We start from the raw sequence: 18,600 nt of genomic DNA, 5'->3' as shown, positions 1-18,600 counted from the left end.
CTTTCGAGATGCGCGGAAACCCGTCGAATCCCCGGGTGCTCCCCGCACCCAAGGCCCCCTCCCGGGCTCCAAGAATTGATCACCCCCACGTCTGGCGACGGGCAGGCGGCTGCTGGCTGTCCGTAGCGTCGGACCCATAGATCATTTATGCCGACCCATAGATCGTTAATTGGTTGCCTCGTGCCCGAGGCGGCTGAAGCACGCACAATCTAGACCATGGGAGCCGTCATGTAGAGGGGATGTGTGTAATTTGTGTTCAGCTTTGAGACTGGAATACACCGGTCGGCGATCGTCTTGAGACGCCTCGACGTCAACGCGCGCTCCAGCGGCTCGCCCGGCCCCAGGGCGCGGCGTCTGTACGGCAGTGATTGCCGACCTGCAACGGACCGCCTGCGGCGCCCAGTTCGGTGACGACATTCCGCTGTTCGTGGACTGCGGCGTGCCGCTGTGGGCGCCCGGGGCCGGCGGGGCGATCGACCTTCACAACGAGGCGCACACGACTTGATCGTGTTGGTGTTCGGGACATGTCCAAAAGCGACCGCAACCGCCTCAAGGTCCGCGTGTATGGCGCGATATCGGCCCCAGGGGGTGATCGAGGGGATGGGCGCGGACAAGATCAGCTCGTGCTCGAAGTGAGGGGGCAGCCTGGGCCTGGACAATATGCCGGATGGCTACTTTCCGATGGTCGAACATGATCGGCAACCCGGCCATTCGACAACGTCGGGAGCCAGGACGATGAAACACATCGCGTTGGGGGACCTGGAGGTCTCCCGCATCGGCCTGGGGGCCATGAGGATGTCGTTCGGCTACACCGGATCCGGCAGCGACGACGCCATCCGCCGCGCGCACGCCGTCCACCCGATCACCGCGGTGCAGTCGGAGTACTCCCTGTGGACGCGCGACCCCGAGGACGGGCTGCTGACGGTGTTGCGGGAGCTGGGGATCGGGTTCGTGGCCTACTCCCCGCTGGGCCGCGGCTTCCTCACCGGCCGGATCCGCTCGACCGACGCGTGGGACGACAGCGACTGGCGCAGGACGAGCCCGCGGTTCGTGGGCGAGAACTTCCGGTGCAACCTGCGCATCGCCGACGAGGTGCAGGCCGTCGTCGCCGAGGTCGGCGCCACCGCGTCGCCCAGCAGCAGCCGCCGGTGTGAGGGCGGCCGGGCCCCCAGTAGACGGGCCGGCCGACAGTCAACGGCTCTGGCGGGTCAGAGGAAGTGCCCGCTGGCGAGGTACGGCGCCGGGACGGGCATGTCGCGGACGGCGATGTAGCCCTCCTGGCCGATGTCGAGGTGGGCGGCCAGGCCGACATCGACCGCCCACTCGTTGGGCGTGGTGATGCAGTTGACCAGGGTGTTTCCCTGCGCCGAAGCCAGGGCCTCCCACAACAGCCGCTGAGCGGTTTCCCTTTCCGCGGCTGCCAGCAGCGACGCGCGTCCCCGGTCGTCGATATAGACGTATCCCGGCCGGGCCCGGTCCCGGGACACGACCAGCCGGAGGGTGTCGAGCATGTAGCCGTGGTCGGGGCCGTGCCCCGCGACACGCAGGTCCTGGTCCAACCCGTCCATCCACTCGAAGTCGTCGGCCCGGCCCTCCCGCAGGCCGTCGACCGCAGGGAGGGTGGACCGGTCGACGACGCCGACCATCCGCATCTGCGGGTGGAGTGAGAAGCCCGCCAGCCGGTACCGCCGGGTGGCGCCGGGGTGGACGCTGGAGGAGAAGATGCCGGGGCGCCCGTCGGCATGGGCGAGGGCGGCGTCCATCAGACGCTTGCCGATGCCCTGCCCCTGATGGCTCGGCAACACACCGTAGGTCGCGAGGAACCACAGACCACCTCGGTTCTGCGAGATGGCGAACCCGACTGTTCGGTCGGCGCCCTCGTCTGTCTCGACGGCGACCCAGCACCCCGCTGGGTCGACGCCCAGGCAGAATCACATCCGGTCGATCCACTGCTTGGAAGCGACCGACGACCGTGGCTCGACTTCCGGCTCGCTGACCCGCCTGGTGCCTCGGTCCGCCTCGAAGAAGGTGACCGCCGAAGCCCGTTCAGCCGAGGGGAGGTCGTCTTCCCGCATGAGTCTGACCCGTACAGAGTCCATCACGTCAGCGTAAGGATCAGGCAGACCGTGCCGCATCCGGTTTTACGGGCCGGAGCATCCAGGCGTTGGTCAGTTCTCCCGCTCAGGCCGCCGCGGCCTTCGCCCGCCGGGATGTCGACCAGCGGCGGGTGATCGGCCGCTCGACGAGTGCGTAGAGCGCCCAGGACGCCAGGATGGTGACCGCGAACAGCATGGCCAGCAGCGCCATTGCCACGGGTGTCGAGTACAGATCGTGTCCCAGGAGTTTGCGGCCGTAGATGAGCACGATGGAGTGCATGAGGTAGAAGGCGAAGGATATCTCGCCGAGCCACACCATCGTGCGGTTGCGGAAGACGGTGAACTTGCCCTTCGCGTCGGCCATCGCGGCCGCCGCGATCAGGAGGACGATCGGGATGATCGAGGTGGAGCGCTGGGCGTAGAGCAAGTTCGACTCCTGGGCGAGCCAGTAGCTGCCCGCCAGGAGCAGGCCCGACCAGGCGAGGCCGATGTTGCGCCAGCGCCCGTTGAGCACCGCGTGCGCGACCAGCATGCCGAGCGCGAAATCGAGCAGGCGCACCGGCGGGAGGTCGTACGCGAACCACAACTGCTTCACCGAGGTGTTCCCCGACGTCGAGGTGTTGAGCTGGAGCGCCGGCGAGTCGGGCAGCACCTGGTAGGCGAACAGGGGCGTGAGCATGATCGCCGCGAGCACTCCGCCGATCCAGTACTTCAGGCGAGCCGGATCGATGCGCAGGAACAGACGGTGCAGCAGCGGGAACGAGGCGTAGAAGAAAAGTTCGCACGCCAGCGACCAGCTGGGCATGTCCACGCTCAGAAGGTACTGGAGGTCGGGTATCCACACGTGGACCATGAAGAGGTTGGCGAGCGCCACCCGGGTCGGGGTGTAGGCGGAGGCGAACAGGAGCATCGCCAGGCCCCAGGTGATCACGTAGTTCGGGTAGACCTTGGCGAACCGGCGGCGCCAGAATGCCCGGGCGGTGTCCGTCGGGCGGGCCGACCAGGTCAGTACGAAGCCGCTGAGCACGAAGAAGAAGGTGACGCCCAGCGCGCCGGCCTTTTCCGTGGCCCTGTTGAGGTCCATGACCAGCTTGTCGTCTCCCAACAGGCGCACCTGGGGGAGGGGCAGTCCGGCATGGCTGATGAAGACCAGGAACGCGGCGGGGAACCGCAGTCCGGTCAGCGAGGGCAGCCGGGAGCGCCGGGAAACGGGCAGCCTGCCCTGCTCGGAGGGCGCCTCACCGGACGCCCGCAGCATGATGTTTGTCATGGACAACCTTCCTGAACGCGTGGGGGAGTCGGCCCTTGGGAGGCTGAGGGCCGGCGAAGCTGGGCAGGGCCCGCTGTGGTCGGGCCGGGCGCCGCACCCGGGTCATGGGCGCGGGCCCGCTGTTGGCGGGGCTATGGGTACGACATGATCGTTTTCGAGGACGTCCTCATTCTGGCCGTGGGGCTGGTACGCGTCGTTGGCTCCCAGCGCATGGTTGTTGGCGTGGAACGCACTGCCAGTTCTCAAGGTCACTGCACTTTGCTGGCTGTTTTGGATCACTGTTGCCAGGATGTGTGGGAGTAAGGATGCGTTCTACAGTCGTCGACACCGCCGATTTCCCCGTCAGCGAGCGGCCGGGGGCGTGGGCCGGGGCCATGGCCAGGGCGCAGGTGCCCCAGCGCGTCAAGTCCCTTGAGACGGGTACCTTCGCAGCGCGGATCGAGATGATGCCCCTGGGCGCGGGCCAGGTATCCGTCCTGTCCTCCTACGCCTCCGTGGCCGCGCAGCGGACACCCCGCCACGTCCGGCAGTCCGACCCGGAGATGTACCGGGTCGTCCTCGTCACGGCCGGAGAGGTAGGTATCGAGCAGTGCCGACAGCAGTTCCTGCTCAGGGACGGGGAGATGGGTTTCGGCGACAGCTCTCAGCCCATCGACATCCATGCCGGTGACACCCCGGGCAGGCATCTCGTCTTCCAGTTCCCGAAGAAGCTCCTGGCGCTTCCGCACGAGCGGTTGAACCGGCTGTGCGGCCAGTCCCTGCCGTGGACGCAGGGCATCGGCCGCCTGTTCGGCCAGTTCCTGGCGGGACTTGCCGACGGGTACGCCCAGTACACACCGCAGGACGCCAGCCGCCTGGAAGTCACCGCGCTCGACCTGCTGTCGGCCGTGCTGGCGCACCATCTCGACCACGACGCTTCGTCAGGCGGCCCTGCGGTGTCCGGTGCGTCCGGCCAGCAGGCGTTGTTCCTGCAGATCAGCGCCTTCATCATCGAGCATCTGTCGGACCCCGACCTCGGGCCGGAAGCCATCGCCGCGGCCCACCACCTCTCCCTGCGGTACCTGCACCGCGTCTTCGAGGTCCACGGCACCACACCCCGGGCCTTCATCCGACAGCAACGGCTCGACCGCTGTCGCAGGGACCTGGTCAACCCGGCGCTGGACCACCTCACGATCCACACCATCGCCGCCCGCTGGGGCTACCCCCAGCCCGCCGGTTTCTCCCGGGCCTTCCGCGCGGCCACCGGAATGTCTCCCAGCGAATACCGCGCCACCCAACGCCGCTTCACGCTGCGCAGCCTCGCGCATGGTGAAGAAGCCGCGCCGGGCAGAGGCCTGTGCGCCTGAAGGATCCGCGGGGCTACTACGTCCAGGCGAGGTGTGGAACGGGGATGTCAGGCTCCGGGCGGCGGCCGGGTGCGGTTGTCTGGTTTGCAGGGTTGCAGCTGACCGGTATTGCTGTGTGCTGGAGGCGTGGCTGAGAGGCAGCCATATCCGAGTGGTCTGTTGGACGAGGCGCGGAAGCTGATGTCCTTTCCCGTCGGCCGTCACGGTCAGCCGACGGTCCCACCCTGTGTGCTCACTCATCAGCAAGGTGCCTCGACCTCGCACTGGACTCAGTACTCGAATCCTTGCAGGTCAGCCGTGCCATTTCGGCTGTGGGGGCGCCAGGTCACCGGATCGGTGGAATACCCGAGGTTGAAGAGGAGTAGCGATGGTGCCTTCCAGGATGGCAGGGGCGAATCGTGGCACCCGAAGAACGACACGAGAGGCCGCCGTGGCCGCGCAGTATCTGACCCTGGACGACGCGACCAATTATGCCGCGTCGTATGAGGGTTGGCGGCCGGCGGCACGGTACTACTGCTCCCGGCTGCATGTGGTGGACGAGGCGCTACGTACGCGCCCGCGCGGTCGTCTGCTGGACGTGGGGTGCGGGCCCGGCATGCTGGTGCGGCATCTTCTGGACACCCGCCCCGGGGATTTCCGGATCACCGGATGTGATCTGTCTCCGGCGATGATCGACGCCGCCACCGCTCGGGCGAAGGACTCCGGCGACGTCGAGTGGAGCGTGGCGCGTGTCGAGGCGATGCCCTTTCCCGACAACCACTTCGATGTCGTCGTCTCGATGGGCGCCCTGGAGTACGCCGACGCGGATTCCGGGTTACGCGAGATCGCCCGGGTGGTGCGGCCGGGCGGGCTGGTCGTGGTGACGATGCTCAACCCGCTCAGCCCGTACCGCCTGGTCGAATGGTGCCTGTACTGGCCGCTGCTGCGCGTGCTCGGCCGCATCGAGGGGCTGTTCGGGACCCCGCGGCACGCCGCGGACGTGTCCGGCATCCGCGCGATCCGACTGGCCCGACTGCGCCGGATGATGCGTGAGACCGGACTGAACCCCCAGGACGCGGTCCACTACGACGTGACACCCCTGGTCCCGCCACTGGACCGGCTGATCCGCCGCTGGAGCCGGCAGTGGCGCGACCGTCCGGAAAGGACCGTGAGCAGAGGAGCCCGCCGCTGGCTGGGCACCGCCTACCTGCTCACGGCGCGGCGCGAAGGCGACGCGTAGCGGGAGAGCGACCCCGACTGCGTCAACTGGCCTACCCCGTAAGACAGTTGCTCAGGTGAGGGGGTGCGGTGAGAGGACGGTGAACCACAGCAGAACGATGGTGGCGACCCCCATCAGCGGGGTGAGTATCTCGGTCTCCAGCTTGTTGCCGCTGCGCTTGATCACGACGATCTCGTAGCGGGTCTTCAGCGGCCACAGCCACGGGGCACCACGTTTGGTGATGGAGTCACCGAGCAGATGAGCCACACAGCCCAGACCGACGGTGTACGGAAGCCAACCTGGCGCGGAGGGAATGAACTTGGCGATCGCCGCGGTACCCAGGGTGGCCATCGCCACGATGGTGCCCCAGGCATGGAAACCGTGCCCGGGCGGGCAGAGGTTGAGCGCCCGCACGGCGAGCGCCAGCAGGAAGAAGGTCATGGCGAGGGTGAACGGCCGTCCCAGATAGGCGATTCCGGCCCAGCTGCCCAGCACCATGAAGGCCACGAAGAACAGCGAGTGCGTAGCGTGCCGGTGCCCGCCGGAGATCCATGCGACGAACCGGCAGAGTAGCCGGGAGACCGGGCCGAGGAAGTTGGCGATGGTCCCGTCGTGGTGATCGAGATCGGGCAGCAGCGCGGCACCGGCACACAGCACCGTTCCCATCAGGATCTCCTGGGGTGCCAGATGCGTGTGGAACATCAGCGGAGGTAGATAGGGAGCGGTGCCCGCAAAGAGCAGCGCGCCGCTGACGGCATGCGAATGACCCATCATGGTGTGGTTGTTCTCCCCCGGTTCGGCGGCGCGGCAGTGGCGCGCGCCCTGTGCCTGTGCCTGTGCGTCAGAAGCTGTGTCTTGGAAGCCCTGTGCGTCAGAGATTGGTGAGCTGTTCGCCCTTGCGGTCCTCAAGGATGTGGTCCACGCACACGGCAAGGATGATCAGCTCGGTCGCGTCCCGCTCGCTCATCACGTCGACCGCGTAGGCGTCGCGGATGGTGAACCAGCGGCGCGAGATGTGCGCCAGGGTGTTGCCGTCGTGCTGGATGTCGAACTCGCGGTCCCAGAGGTTGCCCACGACGCGCAGCCTGCGACCGTCCTGAAGACGGACTTTGAAACGGTCGCCGAAGAGCCGGAACGTCCGCTTGCTGATCAGGCCGACCGTCTCGCCGTCCTGTTTGATCAGGATGGTGTGGTGGAACGTGAAGACCTTCTTGACGATGCTGGCGACCTGGTTGCCCTGGGTGTCCACGAAGTCGAAGGTCGTGCGCAGCCGGAGCAGCTTGCGGTTGACCTTGAACAGCTTCTCCCGGTGCTCGGTCTCCACCCAGGCTTCCTCGTGGAAGGCCAGCATGCGATCGCGTACCAGGTAGCGCATGGTAAATCCCCGTTCGGACCGTTCGTGTTCCCCGCCGGCGCGGCGCGTGAGGGCGCGCCCCGCGGGAAGCGGAAGCCCTCACCCGGCATCATACTTGCATGCTTGCGCAAGCCAACGGAACGGTCCGGCCGGACGATCGGCGTCAGCCGACCGGTTCGCGCGTCAGTCGAGTTCGATGTTGAAATCCCAGACGGCGACGGTCTTGCCGTCGTGGCGCCAGGTGAGTGCGGCGGCACCGGCCTTGTAGGTGCCGACCAGGGTCAGCGTCACCGGCTGTCCGGGGCGGGCGGTGATGGTCTCGGGTCCGCGGGCGGACAGGTCGACGGCCGTGCCGTTCTCGTCGCGGGCCGTGAAGTCGCCGGCGTGGAGGGTGAGCGAGCCGGTGGCTTCGCGGACGGTCACGGTGATCGTGCCGGTGGCGTGGTCGGGGACACCGCCGTGTGTGGCGATCGGTTCCTCCGTCGGGCCGCCTGCGGTCACCACCGCACTTCCGCCGGGCAGTTGGGCGTTCACGGAGTAGCCCATGGCCAGCAGTTGCAGGTGCTTGTCGGTGGCGGTGGGGGTGGCCTGGGCGGTCGGCGGGCTGGGGATGGGGACAGCGCCCAGGCTCTTGACGGTGTTCGCCGCGTCGTCGGTCGCCTTCGGCGTGGAGTGCCCGCCGCATCCGGCCAGGGCCAGAGCGAGGGCGGTGCCGGCGAGGGCCGCCAGGGCGGTCTTGGAGTTGGTGCGCCACGCGCCGGGCCGGCGGAAGCCGGCCCGGCGGGGTGCCGCAGTATGCACAGCGGTCATCAGCGGCAGGTCTTTCCTTTCCGATCTGCTGCCCGGGTCAGGGCTTCTTGACGATGGGGTGCTCGGGGTCGTCGGCGCGGGCCACGGCCGGGTAGACGATGCTGCCCGAGGGCGCCGGGGCAAGAGCCTTGCCGGAGGGGTTGTTGTAGACGTCCGCTCCGAACGGGCGCAGGCCGTCGGCGCCCGCGTAACCCAGGTGTCCGTGGCCGTCGGCGCCGCCGCTGCGGATGCCGAACAGGTCCTCCATGCTGCGCAGCCACGAGTAGTGGTTGTAGGGCTGCTGGCTGACGGATCCCGGCTTGATGTACCGGGAGAGGAACACGGCACCGGTGATGCCGCCGCCGGGGGTGGTGTCCTGGCCGAACGCCTGGAAGCCGGGCTGGGTGGTGTTCGGGCCGGGCAGCTCGTTGCAGCACGCCACGACCGACTGGGCGGTGTCGGTCGGGGTGTTCAGCGTCTTGTCCGAGTTGCCGCTGTAGTCGGCGATGGAGTTGCCGTACATCTTGTAGGGCGGGAACGCCTCGTCGAAGATGATCTGGATCAGGCCGTCGTGCTGGTACGCCGGGGAGGCCATGATCTGGGGGACGACCTTCTCCAGGAACTTGTCCGAGGCGTACAGGCCGCCCTGGTGGTTGTTCGGGTCACCGGAGAGGTTGTCGCCCTTGCAGGTGGCGTCGTGGGCGTCGGAGCAGTTGTTCGGGCTGATCCACGAGAAGCGCGGCGTGGTCTTCTCGCTCTTCAGGTCCTGGGCCAGGCCGGAGACGGCCCGGTGCCCCGCCGTGGCGGCGAGCCCGTTCAACGGGGCCACCCTGGCGCAGTCCTTGGGGTTGTCGATCAGCGAGTGGAACCAGGGCGCCGGGTTGTGCTTGGCCACGTACTGGTCGCTCGGGGTCGAGCCGCCGGGGAGCGGGACACCCTTGCCGTCCGGGCTGCCGGGGATGCCGCACTGGTAGGCGTCCTCGCGGGTGGGGGTGTTGCCCATGTCCTGGGCGTACACCTTCCACGGGAGCTTCTTCGTGTCGAGCTGGTTGAAGAGCGTCTTCACCGAGGACGGATACACGCAGCCCTTGCCGGCGTTGACCTGGCCGTCGGCGGCCGGGGTGCCCGGGGAGACGTTCGTGTACTGCGGACAGTCCTCCTGGTTGTCCGGCGCCGGAGCCTGTCCGGACACCAGGCTGATGTAGTTGTCCAGGCTGTAGTGGCCGGTGCCGTAGTACTGGGTGAGCAGCTCGCCGTAGGACGGGAGCGTCTTCCACAGGTAGCTGTTCTGGTTGAGGCCGGTGAAGGTGGCCTCGTACGACTTGTTCTCCAGGATGATCGTCCACACGTGGCCGATCTTGTGGGCCGTGGGGCGGTGCTCGTCCTGGGCCGACGCCGAGTTGGGCGTCAGGGTGACCGCGGCGAGCGCGCCGACGGCCGCCGCCCCCGCCGCAAGACGCCAGTGTCTGCGCCCGCGTATGAAACCTGCCATGTCGCTCCTTCACACAAGGCAACGCGGCGAGGACTTCCCCCGCCGCCCGACGCACTGTCTACCCGCAGCCAACACGCATCTCAACTCCAAACCCAACTCGGCGTAATGCAACGGTGAACAGTGACGGTACGGAGTGTCATCCAATGGTCAAGAGAGGGTAGTGGTGTGTTAAATGAGGCGCCCGGTAACCCCCGCCCTTCCTTCGCGTAGGCGGGGTCGGCTCCCGACACCGAGACGTTCGCCCGGACTTCACCCGCCGCGACCTTTCAAGTTGGCATGGACACCTCTAACCTCCTGGTGCACCGCCGCCAATCTCCCCCTCATCTCCGGAGGTAGCCGTGTCCGGCGAACCCCAACGCCGTACCCGCACCGCGTTCCTGACCGCTCTGGGCATGGTCGCCGCGTCGGCCGGGCTCTGGCTCGGCCTCGGCGGTACGTCGCACGCCGCGGCGGGGGTTCCGACCCCCGACCACGTGGTGGTCGTGGTCTTCGAGAACCACGCGTACGGCCAGGTCATCGGCAGCTCCGACGCGCCGTACATCAACTCGCTGGTGTCGGGCGGTGCCAATCTGACGGCCTCGTACGCCGAGACGCACCCGAGTCAGCCGAACTACTACGCGATGTTCTCGGGCTCGACGCAGGGCATCACGGACGACAGCTGCGTCACGCCCGGCTTCTCTTCCGCGCCCAACCTCGCCTCCGAGCTGATCGACGCCGGTAAGACGTGGGCGAGCTACAACGAGTCGCTGCCCGGCCAGGGAGCGACCGACTGCCGGAGCGGCGACTACGCGCAGAAGCACAACCCGTGGTTCGGCTTCTCCAACGTACCCACGGACTCGGCCTACACCTTCGACCAGTTCCCCACCGACTACAGCACGTTGCCGCAGGTGTCGTACGTCGTGCCGAACCTGTGCAGCGACATGCACGACTGCTCGGTGTCGACCGGCGACGACTGGCTGCAGAACAACCTGGGCGCGTACGCGGACTGGGCGCGGAGCCACAACAGCCTGCTGGTGGTCACCTTCGACGAGGACAACCGGCTGGCGGGCAACAGGATCCCGACCGTCCTCTACGGCCAGCAGGTCACACCGGGCTCCTCGTCCTCGGCGACGTACAGCCACTACGACCTGCTGCGCACGATCGAGGACATGTACGGCACCGCGCACGCGGGGCGGGCTGCCAACTCCTCCGACATCACGGGGATCTGGAGCTCCTGAGTCAGGCCGCGTGTGATCTGCTGGAACGGCCCTGGCGGCGCAGCGCTTCCGTGCCCGCGTACCGGGCGCTGTCGCCCAGCTCTTCCTCGATGCGGATGAGTTGGTTGTACTTGGCGGTGCGGTCGGAGCGGGACAGGGATCCGGTCTTGATCTGGCCGCAGCCCGTGGCCACCGCCAGGTCCGCGATCGTCGTGTCCTCCGTCTCTCCCGAGCGGTGCGACATGACGACGGTGTAGCCCGCCCGGTGCGCGGCGTTCACGGTGGCGAGGGACTCCGTCAGCGTGCCGATCTGATTGACCTTCACCAGGACCGAGTTGGCGACGCCGGAGCCGATGCCCTCGCGCAGCAGGGTCTCGTTCGTGCAGAACACGTCGTCGCCGGTGAGCTGGCAGCGCGCACCGACCCGTGCCGTCAGGTCCTGCCACCCCGTCAGGTCGTCCTCGGCCATCGGGTCCTCGATCGACACGATGGGGTAGGCGTCGATCAACTTGACCAGGTAGTCGGCGTGTTCGGCGGGTGTGCGCCGTACGCCCTCGCCGGTGTAGTCGTACACGCCCTCGCGGAAGAACTCGGACGACGCCGGGTCCATGACCAGACCGATGTCCGTGCCCGGCCGGTAACCCGCGCGCTCGACGGCGGCGACGACGAAGTCGAGGGCTTCTTCGGCGGTGCGCAGGGAGGGTGCGAAGCCGCCCTCGTCGCCGACGCCCGTGGAGTGCCCGGCGGCGAGCAGGTCGCGGCGCAGGGTGTGGAAGATCTCGGAGCCCATCCGCACGGCCTCGGCGAAGGTCGCCGCGCCGATCGGGGCGATCATGAACTCCTGGAAGTCCAGCGGATTGTCGGCGTGCGCGCCCCCGTTGACGATGTTCATCATCGGTACGGGCAGCAGCCGGGCGTCCGAGCCGCCGAGGTAGCGGTAGAGCGGCAGTCGGTGGGCGGCCGCCGCGGCCTTGGCGGTGGCCAGGGAGATCCCGAGGATCGCGTTGGCACCGAGCCGGGACTTGGTGGGGGTGCCGTCCGTGGCGACGAGGGCGGCGTCGAGCCCGGCCTGGTCCTCGGCCTCGCGGCCGATGACGGCGGCGGCGAGCTCGGTGTTGACGTGGCGTACCGCGTGGTCGACGCCCTTGCCGTGCCAGCGGGCCGGATCGCCGTCGCGGAGTTCGACGGCTTCGCGGGCGCCGGTCGAGGCGCCGGAGGGTACTGCGGCCCGGCCTATGGATCCGTCGGCCAGTTCCACGTCCACCTCGACGGTGGGGTTGCCCCTGCTGTCGAGGACGCGGCGGCCGGTGATGGAAGTGATGGCGGTCATGGGAGTCCTTCCCGTTGTCGCATGCGTGCCGGGGTCCGGCTGCGGCGACGGTGGCGCTGGACCCGACACAGCAGACTGTACAGCAATGCTGCGCAGTTGTGCTGTTTAGCTTTGCTGTTCAGTTCTACTGTTCAGTTCCGCTGCTCAGTCCTGCTGTAAAGTTCACCTGCGCAGTTCTGCTGTTCAGCAGGGCTGCGTTAAAATTCGGCATGCCCCTTCCGGAATCCGCCGCCATCGCGGCCGAACTGCGCATCGCGATGGGAAAGCTCACGCGGCGCGTGAAGCTCGAAGACCAGATGCCGCACGGTCAGGTGGCCGTCCTCGGTGCGCTGGACCGCAGCGGTGCGATGACGACCAGCGAACTGGCGGCCGACCAGCGGGTGCGCCCGCAGTCCATGGCCCGAGCCGTCGGGCTGCTCATGGAGCAGGGGCTGATCACGCGCCGGGCGCATCCGACCGACGGCCGCAAGAGTCTGGTCGAGCTCTCCTCCGCCGGGCAGGCGCTGCTGGAGGAGGAGCGGGGGCGCAGGGCGGATTGGCTGGCGCGGGCGATTGAGGCGGAACTGACGGGGGAGGAGCGGGAGTCGCTGGCGCGGGCGATTGCGCTGGTGGAAAGGCTCGCGGCGCACTGACGCCTGCCCGTCCATTCCTCGATCTGCGCGTCCGGCAGGCGGGGCGGGCCAGGCGCTCGCGCTCGCCGTCGGTGGCCGGCTGTCCGAACACCGCCAGGCAGGGGACTCGGAGCCCGGCCACCTTGCCGTCGATCCACGCCTGAAGGTCGGCCGGATCGGTCTCCAGGACCTGGCCCCAATATCCGAGCACCACCGAGCTCGATCCGGAGCGGCTGTGGCGCGATGCCTTCCGGGCCCTGCTGACCGGGCTTCGCCGACTGAGCCGACTGAAAGGGCGGGCCGCCGCGAAGCTCTCCCGGGGCGCGCCCCCTTGTCCCGGGTTGCGACGGCGTTTCCTTCGGAGGAGCGTCGTAATCAGGTACACGGAAACAGGAATGGGGGCCGCTCATGTACGTACGTACGGCTTACGTGACGGGCGATCCGGGAAAGATCGACCAGGCCCTGGACGGGTTGCTGGCGGAGGCCGTCAAGCTGCTCTCCGACCAGCCGGGCTACCAAGGCTACGGACTCTTCGCCGACCGCGAGATCGGCAAGATCGCCATGGGCAGCTGGTGGGACACCGTCGAAAACGCCCACACCAGCAACGAGCACCTGCAGCAGCGCCGGGCGGAGCTCTTGGCGCCCTTCGCGTCGTCGCAGTTCGTGATGACCTCGGAGGCGCTGGCCTACACACCGAGCCCGAAGGTGGACGCGGGCGGCGGCTTCCGGCTCGCGCGCTTCCGGATCCCACCGGACAAGCTCGACGAGATGGCCGAGGTGTTCCGGTCCAGCGCACTGCCCACCCTCGAAACGACGCCGGGCTTCGCCGGAGCCGCGCTGCTCGCCGACCGCAACACCGGGTTCGGCTCGGTCGGCACCTTGTGGCAGACCCGCGACGCTCTGGCCGGCTCCCGTAGCGCCCAGGCCGCGAGCAGGGCGAAGGCGGCAGCGGCGACATCGATGAGCGTCATCGCGCTGGAGGAGTTCGAGGTGGTCCTCCTCGACCGCCGCGACTGACGACAGCCCGACTCACACCCAGGGCCCGGTAGGTTTCCGGGCCCTGGTGCACCGCTTCCCGACGTTGGAGCACCGATCGTCAATCATGGGTGGTCCCTTCGTTTCGGTGCCCCAGTTGCCGCTCTGGCGGCTGCAATCGCCTGGGAGAGGGGAATCTGAGTACGTGGCTGAGTATCAGCGCTCATTCCCCGGCCAGGCGCGCGGCCGATGCTGGAGCCATGACCACACCGACCTTCGTCACCCCGCCGCCCTTCCCGCCCGCGCCCCCGGTTCCGCCCGCTCGCCCGCGTGTCCGGCGCGCGTGGCTGGTGGGGGCCGTCGCGGCGCTCGCCCTCATCGCCGGGGCGGCCGCATGGTGCTTCACCCGGGTCGGGGACGAGGGGCCGCTGGCCGGTCGGCCGCGTGTGACGGACGAGGCGGCCGGGCTGTCGTACGCCGTGCCCGAGGGCTGGAAGCGTAACGACGGCAAGCACCTGATCCAGGCGTTCACCTCGTCCGTCACGGCCAAATCCGACGTGGTGCTCGCCGGGCGGGGCCCGGCCGTCGAGGAGTCCTCACTGAAGGCGCGGACGGAGCTGTACGCGCGGTCCAACACGGAGTTCTTCTACCCGGACGGCCAGGCGACGGTCGAGGAGTCCCGGGCGACCATGGTGAGTGGCCGTCCGGCGCACACGGTCACGCTGCGGGTCGCCGACAGCACGGGTCGGCCGGGCCGACTGCGCATGACGCTGATCGCCGAGAGCGACAGCCGCTCGGGGTTCCTGCTCGGCATCACGCTCGGCGCCGCGTCGTCCAGCGGCGCGACGGACGGTACGGACGACGGGCGGACCGTGGACGCGGTGCTGGAGAGCGCGGAAGTGAGCTAGCGGTCGTCGGGCTCCGCACCCGCGCGGCTCCTCACCGTCTCAGGGTGCCGGCGGCAGGCAGCTAGGTTGCGGGGGACGGCCCTCCGGCCAGGCGACGCGGAGGAGGTGCGGGGTGCCGTCGGGGTTCAGCTCCACCACCGGCACCGCCTTGTCGTACGGGTTTCCCTCGTTGCCCAGGCAGATCCAGCCGCTGGCTCCCTCCACCCGCAGCGAGCCCTTCATCAGAGGCCACTGCGTCGCCACGTCGGCGATGAGCGGCATTGTCTGGTCCTTCACCGTGGCTTGCCGGATCGCGGTGACGGCGCTCTCCAGTGAGTCGTACGCGGCGATGGCCTCCCCGTCGAGCAGCGAGAGCGGGCCGATGGGGCCGACGTCCGGGCGCCGCGCCTGGGTCACCAGGTCGGCGAACGTCCGGTACGCGGTCGGGGAGCCGCCCGTGGCCGGGGTGCCGGGGCCACCGGTCCACGCGTCCGGGTGAGCGAGGGCCGCGTAGCGCACCGACACCTTCCGCTTGAGGGCGCCCTTGTCGAATTTCGGGTCCGCGGAGAGCAGGGCGCCCTCGTCCCCGGTGGTGACGGTGAACGCCCTTTGCTGGCAGCCGCGTTCACCGAGGGCGTTCACGAACTGGCGCAGCTGGGGGTGGCGTCCGGCGAAGAAGACCGTGTCCGCGTCGGAGTCGCACAGCAGATGGGTGATCTGCTGGAAGGTGTTGGCGGTGGTGCCGTCGTCGGCCGGGTCGGGCGGTGAGGTGAACAGGCCTGGCTCGTACGGGGAACCGGCGAGGAACCGGGAGAAGGCGGTGCCGAGGGTGTCGGTGTACTCGTCGGTGGTGCGGGTGTCCTTCACCAGGACGGCCTTCTTGGCGTCCGGCCGCCCGAAGTCGATCAGAGCGCGGGCCTCGTCCTGGTTGGTGGGGGACACCCGGGCGAGGCCGGGATAACGCGGCGGCCCCGTCCTGGCGTTGGCGAGGGAGTCGGCGGTCATGGTGGAACCGACCACAGGGATGCCCGCCTGGGTGAGCTGGGTGACCGCCGCCTGGGTGGGGGCGTTGCTGAAGGCGACCCCGGCGACGGCCCGCAACTGGTCGGGCGCCCCCGTCATGCCCTTGAGACGCCTCACCGTGATGTCCCAATGGGCGGTGTTCGCACCGACGTTGGCGAGGACCAGACGGATCTTGGGCGACTGGTCGTTGGACTGACGATTGGCCTTGTACTGGGAGAGATAAGCCCCCTGCGCCTGCTCCACCGTCGAGGTGCGGGTGGCGGCGTCCTGCGCGGTGAACGGTTGCAACAGTGCGACCGTGACGTATGAACCGGGCTTGAGGCTGTCGTTCTCGCGGCTGATCGCGGCGGTCACTTGGTGCAGTTGCGGCACGTCGAAGTCGTAGCCGTCGCCCGCGACTCCGATGCACTCCTTGCTGCCCTTGGGTCTCTCGCCCGCCGGGCAGGACCGGTCGGTATGGGTTTTGTCCCACACCGCGTACGCCGCCCCGAAGGCCAGGACCAGGGTGAGCGCCGAGGACAGAGCCCGGCGCAGCAGGGTGCGCCAGAAGAGGTCGTACACTCGCCCCATCAGGTGCTCCTCTGCGGTAACGGGCGCCATTCCAGGACGGCCGCGGGCCAGGACCGCGAGGCCTGCCACAGCGTCCGGTTGCCGGTCGGGTGGGCCTCCGACAGCCAGCGCAGCTCGTCCCGCAGCTTCTCCACCACTTCGTCGTCGGGCAGCGCCAGTGGATCGCTCAACTGCCACGCGGCGTACAGGAGTCGGCGGATACGCAGGTGCAGCGCGAGGTCCACGCCCGGCGGGTGCGGCTGGTCCGCGTCGGTCTCACCGAGGGCCACCGCGCGCCGCTCGTCGGGCACGGCGAAGCAGGGCGCCGATGCGATGAACCGCAGCTCGTCGAGCCAGGCGGCGGTGTTCGGCGCGGCGAAGGTCTCGCGCAGCCGCGCCACCGCGTTGCCCGTCTCACCGAGGGCGAGCTCATGGTGCAGGCGGCGCGCCGGATCGTCGCGGTAGTGCCCGATCAACGTGGTGTGCACGGCGTTCCAGACCGCCGGGACGGGCCCGGCGTCCAGGTGGCGGAGACGGTGCAGCAGCAGTGTCCGCAGCAGTACGTCGCCGACGAAGTACTCCGGGTCGGCGGGCCAGCGCTGCTCGGTGAGTTCCGCCGCCAGGTCGTACACGCCGCTGGTGCCGCCGTCGCCGCGTAGCCGTATCGAGGCGAGGGCGGCCGCCGACACGGTGTCGTGGGCCGCCGCGAGGACGGTCAGGCGGCTGAGCCGACCGGCGGGCACCAACCGGGCCAGGAGCAGGTCCCTGGTGATGCCGCCCAACTCTCCTTCAAATGAAGGGAGTCGGGTGGCCAGCAGGGTGCCGGGCGTGAGCAGCCGCGGCTGCTCGTGGTGCTGCCCGGCGGCCCGGGCGAGCAGGCTCACGCCGGTGGGCTGACCCCCGGTCAGTCGGTGTATGGCGCGGGCCAGCCGGGGAGGGGTGTCCGGGTCGGGCGCCTCGGCGTCGACCATACGGCGCACATGCGCCGGCTCCAGAGGCGTCAGCCGCACTTCCAGGAGGCCGTGGGACGGATCGCCCGCGTCGTGGTCCTGCCGGGCAGGGCGTGCCCACGGGGTTACGTATCGCACGGCGGCCACCGAGCAGTGCTGCACCTGCGGCGGCAGCAGCACCTCGTCGTGGGCGCGCAGCGCGGCGAGGATCACTGTGCGGTCCGGGCGGCCGTCGGCGCGGTCGCGCAGTATCGGCTGGAGCAGGGCCCGGCCGAGCGGATGGTGGGCGTTGTCGATGAGCACCAGCGGCCGGGTCGCCGTCCGGCGCCAGCCGCTCAGGCCCTGGTAGGCGGCCTCCAGATCGGCTCGCAGCGCCCGGGCCAGATGGTGCTCGGCCTGGGTGCGGTAGTCGCCGCCCCGCCGGAAGTCCTGGGCCAGCAGCACCAGCCCGCGGTGGGCGTCGCCGCCCGCGTGGGGATAGTCGCCGAACCCCTTGATGACGGCTCGCTTCTGCCGGTCGAACAGCTCCTGGAGAAGGGAGTCGACGGCGGTGCTCACGACCGACTCGAAGGGCGGCGGCACCCCCGCGAACTCGGTGGCGAGCTGGGTCAGCACCTGGGTGACCCACGTACGGGCCCGCTCTCTCCCGCGTGGGTCCGGGGCGGCGAGCAGCGCGATCCGCTGCCAGTGCTCGCTCAGGCGCTCGTCGTCGGAGGGCCAGCCACCGCTCGCCACCGCGAGCAGCCCGGCCAGCAGCCGCAGAAACCCGATGGCACGTGCTTCCCTGGGCGCGCCCGTCGGTCTGGGCCCCAACTGGATGCCGAGCGAGAGCAGCGCCTCGGCCGCCGCCGACCAGGTGTCCTCGAACGGCCCCGCGAACTCGTCGCTCTCACAGTCCAGGAAGCCGACCGGGGCATGTGGCCGGTAGTCCTCCGCGATCCGCCGCAGCAGCACTGTCTTGCCGAGCCCCCGGCCGCCGGTGAGCGCGATGACGGGCAGGTCCTCGGCGTGCTCGGGGCGCGCCTTGGACCGGGCGGCGGGGGAGTAGCCGGTGAGTCTGGGCACGAGAGCGGCGAGAACCGGCTCTCTGCCATGGAGTTCCCCGCCCACGGAGCCTCCCCCAGCACCAAGGGACTACGGTTTGCGCCGTGCCAACTCCATTGTAGCCACTGGCGGTTGAGGTGGAGGTCCTTTCTGTGGTGGCTTCCTGAAGGTTTTTCAGGGGGCTTTGGACTTCCTTCGGCTATGGGGTGGTTGAGGAGTGGCGTGAGTGCGGCGGACTCGACGCCCTTTGCGGCGTATGGGCGGGGCTCGGCCGCTCGAAGCCCTGACTGCACGGCTCTGGCCTTGAGGCGAGTGGCTCCGGGGCATCCGGCCGCGGAGCCTTCGTAAAAACCCGTTTGGCGGACCACGGCGGCCACTGCTACCTTTCCGGAGGCCGTGCGAGAGAACGAGGAGGTGGTACCCGTGAACAAAACGACATGGGTGCTCTCCTCCGGGGTCACGGTCGGGCGATAGGTCGTCCGGGAGCGCC

At 69.1% G+C, this 18,600-nt stretch carries 16 protein-coding genes and 1 pseudogene; 8 read left to right on the top strand and 9 right to left on the bottom strand.

What is annotated here, in order from left to right; translation table 11 throughout:
• The first annotated feature begins 364 nt into the window (after positions 1–364).
• On the top strand, positions 365–505 hold the full coding sequence (locus ACGFRG_RS01415; protein ID WP_393260181.1) for a hypothetical protein: 141 nt from the start codon (positions 365–367) through the stop codon (positions 503–505).
• 323 nt (positions 506–828) lie between these two features.
• Positions 829–1,125, top strand: a pseudogene (locus tag ACGFRG_RS01410) (aldo/keto reductase); the annotation flags it as partial.
• An 83-nt stretch (positions 1,126–1,208) separates the two neighbouring features.
• Here ACGFRG_RS01410 and ACGFRG_RS01405 read toward each other — a convergent pair.
• Both ACGFRG_RS01405 and ACGFRG_RS01400 read right to left on the bottom strand, forming a co-directional pair.
• Complete coding sequence (locus ACGFRG_RS01405; protein WP_393260793.1) at positions 1,209–1,925, bottom strand: GNAT family N-acetyltransferase; 717 nt, start codon at positions 1,923–1,925, stop codon at positions 1,209–1,211.
• Between the two features lie 256 nt (positions 1,926–2,181).
• On the bottom strand, positions 2,182–3,366 hold the full coding sequence (locus ACGFRG_RS01400; protein ID WP_361416724.1) for an acyltransferase: 1,185 nt from the start codon (positions 3,364–3,366) through the stop codon (positions 2,182–2,184).
• A 305-nt stretch (positions 3,367–3,671) separates the two neighbouring features.
• Between ACGFRG_RS01400 and ACGFRG_RS01395 the strand changes: the two genes are divergently transcribed.
• On the top strand, positions 3,672–4,712 hold the full coding sequence (locus tag ACGFRG_RS01395; protein ID WP_393260178.1) for a helix-turn-helix domain-containing protein: 1,041 nt from the start codon (positions 3,672–3,674) through the stop codon (positions 4,710–4,712).
• Positions 4,713–5,142: 430 nt separating this feature from the next.
• Positions 5,143–5,931 carry a class I SAM-dependent methyltransferase gene (locus tag ACGFRG_RS01390; RefSeq protein WP_393260175.1) on the top strand — a complete coding sequence of 263 codons (789 nt, stop codon included), beginning with the start codon at positions 5,143–5,145 and terminating at the stop codon, positions 5,929–5,931.
• A gap of 51 nt (positions 5,932–5,982) precedes the next feature.
• Here the strand turns inward: ACGFRG_RS01390 and ACGFRG_RS01385 are convergent, their stop codons facing one another.
• The 4 genes from ACGFRG_RS01385 to ACGFRG_RS01370 all read right to left on the bottom strand — a co-directional run bounded on the left by ACGFRG_RS01385 (position 5,983) and on the right by ACGFRG_RS01370 (position 9,545).
• The gene (locus ACGFRG_RS01385) at positions 5,983–6,684 is read right to left on the bottom strand and encodes a metal-dependent hydrolase (protein WP_361416716.1); all 702 of its coding nucleotides are present in this window, start codon (positions 6,682–6,684) and stop codon (positions 5,983–5,985) included.
• 97 nt (positions 6,685–6,781) lie between these two features.
• Positions 6,782–7,285 carry an LURP-one-related family protein gene (locus ACGFRG_RS01380; RefSeq protein ID WP_361416713.1) on the bottom strand — a complete coding sequence of 168 codons (504 nt, stop codon included), beginning with the start codon at positions 7,283–7,285 and terminating at the stop codon, positions 6,782–6,784.
• Positions 7,286–7,447: 162 nt separating this feature from the next.
• Positions 7,448–8,074, bottom strand: a complete 627-nt coding sequence (locus ACGFRG_RS01375; protein WP_361416710.1) for a hypothetical protein — start codon at positions 8,072–8,074, stop codon at positions 7,448–7,450.
• Positions 8,075–8,111: 37 nt separating this feature from the next.
• Complete coding sequence (locus tag ACGFRG_RS01370) at positions 8,112–9,545, bottom strand: alkaline phosphatase family protein (protein WP_393260170.1); 1,434 nt, start codon at positions 9,543–9,545, stop codon at positions 8,112–8,114.
• 338 nt (positions 9,546–9,883) lie between these two features.
• On the opposite strand from ACGFRG_RS01370, the gene ACGFRG_RS01365 reads away from it, so the two are divergent.
• Positions 9,884–10,762 (top strand): alkaline phosphatase family protein, encoded by an 879-nt coding sequence (locus ACGFRG_RS01365; RefSeq protein ID WP_393260167.1) that lies wholly within the window; start codon positions 9,884–9,886, stop codon positions 10,760–10,762.
• A gap of 1 nt (position 10,763) precedes the next feature.
• Here the strand turns inward: ACGFRG_RS01365 and eno are convergent, their stop codons facing one another.
• Positions 10,764–12,071, bottom strand: coding sequence for a phosphopyruvate hydratase (gene eno, locus ACGFRG_RS01360; RefSeq protein WP_393260165.1), 1,308 nt, complete (start codon positions 12,069–12,071; stop codon positions 10,764–10,766).
• A gap of 209 nt (positions 12,072–12,280) precedes the next feature.
• Between eno and ACGFRG_RS01355 the strand changes: the two genes are divergently transcribed.
• From ACGFRG_RS01355 to ACGFRG_RS01345, 3 genes are all read left to right on the top strand, one after another.
• The gene (locus ACGFRG_RS01355) at positions 12,281–12,703 is read left to right on the top strand and encodes a MarR family transcriptional regulator (protein ID WP_361418260.1); all 423 of its coding nucleotides are present in this window, start codon (positions 12,281–12,283) and stop codon (positions 12,701–12,703) included.
• A 387-nt stretch (positions 12,704–13,090) separates the two neighbouring features.
• Positions 13,091–13,699 (top strand): antibiotic biosynthesis monooxygenase, encoded by a 609-nt coding sequence (locus ACGFRG_RS01350; RefSeq protein WP_361416701.1) that lies wholly within the window; start codon positions 13,091–13,093, stop codon positions 13,697–13,699.
• Positions 13,700–13,917: 218 nt separating this feature from the next.
• Complete coding sequence (locus ACGFRG_RS01345) at positions 13,918–14,565, top strand: hypothetical protein (RefSeq protein ID WP_393260160.1); 648 nt, start codon at positions 13,918–13,920, stop codon at positions 14,563–14,565.
• Between the two features lie 39 nt (positions 14,566–14,604).
• Here the strand turns inward: ACGFRG_RS01345 and ACGFRG_RS01340 are convergent, their stop codons facing one another.
• Both ACGFRG_RS01340 and ACGFRG_RS01335 read right to left on the bottom strand, forming a co-directional pair.
• Complete coding sequence (locus tag ACGFRG_RS01340; RefSeq protein ID WP_393260158.1) at positions 14,605–16,137, bottom strand: ABC transporter substrate-binding protein; 1,533 nt, start codon at positions 16,135–16,137, stop codon at positions 14,605–14,607.
• Complete coding sequence (locus ACGFRG_RS01335; protein WP_393260156.1) at positions 16,137–18,176, bottom strand: hypothetical protein; 2,040 nt, start codon at positions 18,174–18,176, stop codon at positions 16,137–16,139. Before ACGFRG_RS01335 ends, ACGFRG_RS01340 begins: the two co-directional genes overlap by 1 nt.
• Positions 18,177–18,600 lie beyond the last annotated feature (424 nt).

The organism is Streptomyces sp. NPDC048696 (assembly GCF_043198895.1).
In the GTDB taxonomy this organism is placed as follows: Bacteria; Actinomycetota; Actinomycetes; order Streptomycetales; family Streptomycetaceae; genus Streptomyces.
Note: the sequence above shows the minus strand (reverse complement) of the source record. Positions and strands in the feature narration are given on the sequence as shown.